This is a genomic window from Nocardia farcinica (assembly GCF_029867845.1).
Classification (GTDB): Bacteria; Actinomycetota; Actinomycetes; order Mycobacteriales; family Mycobacteriaceae; genus Nocardia; species Nocardia farcinica_A.
Map to the genome: position 1 here is coordinate 1 of NZ_JARWRU010000704.1, position 2,167 is coordinate 2,167.

Annotated in this window: 3 protein-coding genes; 1 reads left to right on the forward strand and 2 read right to left on the reverse strand. The window is 73.2% G+C overall.

The features are described 5' to 3' along the window. Positions 1-65: 65 nt before the first annotated feature. Positions 66-587 carry a DoxX family protein gene (locus QH283_RS15445; protein ID WP_280503686.1) on the reverse strand — a complete coding sequence of 174 codons (522 nt, stop codon included), beginning with the start codon at positions 585-587 and terminating at the stop codon, positions 66-68. Between the two features lie 26 nt (positions 588-613). Further along, positions 614-1,366 (reverse strand): dioxygenase family protein, encoded by a 753-nt coding sequence (locus QH283_RS15450; protein WP_280503688.1) that lies wholly within the window; start codon positions 1,364-1,366, stop codon positions 614-616. Positions 1,367-1,513: 147 nt separating this feature from the next. On the opposite strand from QH283_RS15450, the gene QH283_RS15455 reads away from it, so the two are divergent. Further along, complete coding sequence (locus QH283_RS15455; RefSeq protein WP_280503687.1) at positions 1,514-1,996, forward strand: MarR family winged helix-turn-helix transcriptional regulator; 483 nt, start codon at positions 1,514-1,516, stop codon at positions 1,994-1,996. Positions 1,997-2,167: the final 171 nt, after the last annotated feature.

Sequence of the window (2,167 nt, forward strand, 5' to 3'; positions counted from 1 at the left end):
CGCTGGGGTGCGGGGCCGGTCGCGGTCCGATAGCGGTTCGATCGCGGGCGCGGCGCGTCGTCGGGTCAGTTGCGCAGCAGCAGCACCAGTCCGGCCAGCACCAGACCGAGCACCACGCAGCCGAGGCCGAGCGCCACGCGCGGGTGGCGCAGCGCGGGGATCGCGCCGTCCACCGACAGCCTGCCCGCGCCGGTGAAGGCCAGCGCGGCGCCGCCGACGGCGAGCACCGTCTCGTACTCGACGCCGCCGATGTAGCCGCTGCCCCATTTCACCGAGATGGCGTTGAGCATGGTGCCGAGCACGGCCGCGCCCGCCAGCGGGGTGAGCACGCCCACCGCGAGCGCGAGCCCGCCGAAGGGCTCGGTGAGGGCGGTGACGACGGCGAAGAAGCCGGGCGCCGGGTAGCCCATGCTGGTCAGCATGCCCTCGGTGCCGTCGAGACCGGGGCCGTCGAACCAGCCGAAGAGCTTCTGCGCGCCGTGCGCGGCCATGGTCAGGCCGATGCCGAGGCGCAACAGCAGCAGGCCGATGTCGAGGCCGGTCGTGTCGAGTGCGGGAGTGGTGCGGGTGGTCGTGGTCGTCGTCATGCCCGTGTCCTTCGTCGCGGTAGTGGTCAGCCGATTTGGATGGAGCGTCGTGCCATGCCGTGCCAGTAGCCGTCGATCACCGTGCGCATCGAGTCGAGATCATTCTCGCCCGCGCCGAGGCTGACGAACAGCGGCGCGAAGTGTTCGGTGCGCGGGTGGGCGAGTCGCGCGGCGGGCGCCGTGTGCTCGAAGTCGAGCAGGGCGTCGATGTCGCGGTCGGCCAGCACGCGCTCGCCCCAGTCGTCGAACTCGGCGGTGAAGGTGTGCACGTGCCGGTCGTCGTCGGTGAGCGCGCGCAGGTTGTGTGTCCAGAAGCCGCTGCCGACGATGAGCACGCCCTGCTCGCGCAGCGGCGCGAGCCTGCGGCCGAGTGCGAACAGTTCGGCCGGGTCGAGCGTCGGCATGGAGAGCTGGAGCACCGGTACGTCGGCGTCGGGATACATCTGGGTCAGCGGCACGTAGGCGCCGTGGTCGAGGCCGCGTTCGGGGTCCTGGACCAGGCGGTCGCCCAGCAGCGCCGCGACCTCGCGGGCCGGCTCCGGCGCGCCCGGCGCGGGGTAGCGCACCTCGTAGTAGCGCTGCGGGAAGCCCCAGAAGTCGTAGACCAGCGGGACGGTGGTGGTCGCGCCGATCGAGATGGGCGCCGCCTCCCAGTGCGCGGACACCACGAGCACCGCCGTCGGCTTCGGCAGGCCGCCCGCCCAGGCCGCCAGTTCGGCGGGCCAGCGGGCGTGGTCGATCAGTGGCGGCGCGCCGTGGGAGAGGAACAGCACCGGCATGCGGCCGGTGGTCGCGCCGGGCCCGGCGATGGTGGTGTCGGACATCGTCGCTCCGTTCCGGGAAGTCAGGTGTTTGTTCAAATTTGAACTATACGGATCGAGCATAGCTTGTAGTTCAAATTTGAACAATGTGGGTAGGGTGTGGGGGTGACCGAGACACGGTGGCTCGATACGCAGGAGATGCGCGTCTGGGAGGTCTTCCTCGCCGCGAGCGCGCTGGTCGATCGGGAGATCGAACGGCACCTCAGGAGCGAAGGGCTCTCCCACCCCCAGTACGAGACACTGGTGCGGCTCTCGGCCGCCCCACAGGGCAGACTGCGGATGACCGAGCTGGCCGCGGCGCTCTACACCTCCAAGAGCGGGCTCAACTATCAGGTCGGGCGGCTCGAACAGGCGGGGCTGGTGCGGCGAGAGGCCGCCGACGCCGACGATCGCGGGGTCGTGGCGGTGTTGACCGCCGCCGGGCGGGAGCGGCTCGCCGAGGTCGCGCCGGGACATGTCGCCACGGTCCGGCGGGCGCTCATCGACGTGCTGAACGCCGAGCAGCGCCGTGCGGTCGCCGAAGGATTGGGCGCCGTCGTCGCCGAGCTGGGTGGGACGGATCGCGGCAGGCCGACGCCCGACCGCTGACCGCTCGATCGCTCGCGTCGTAAGACACGGCGGCGAACCGGCGGTGGCCGGCGCGGGGGGGGGGGGGGGGGGGGGGGGGGGGGGGGGGGGGGGGGGGGGGGGGGGGGGGGGGGGGGGGGGGGGGGGCGGGGGCGGGGGCGGGGGGGGGCGGGGGCGCGGGGGGCGCGGGGG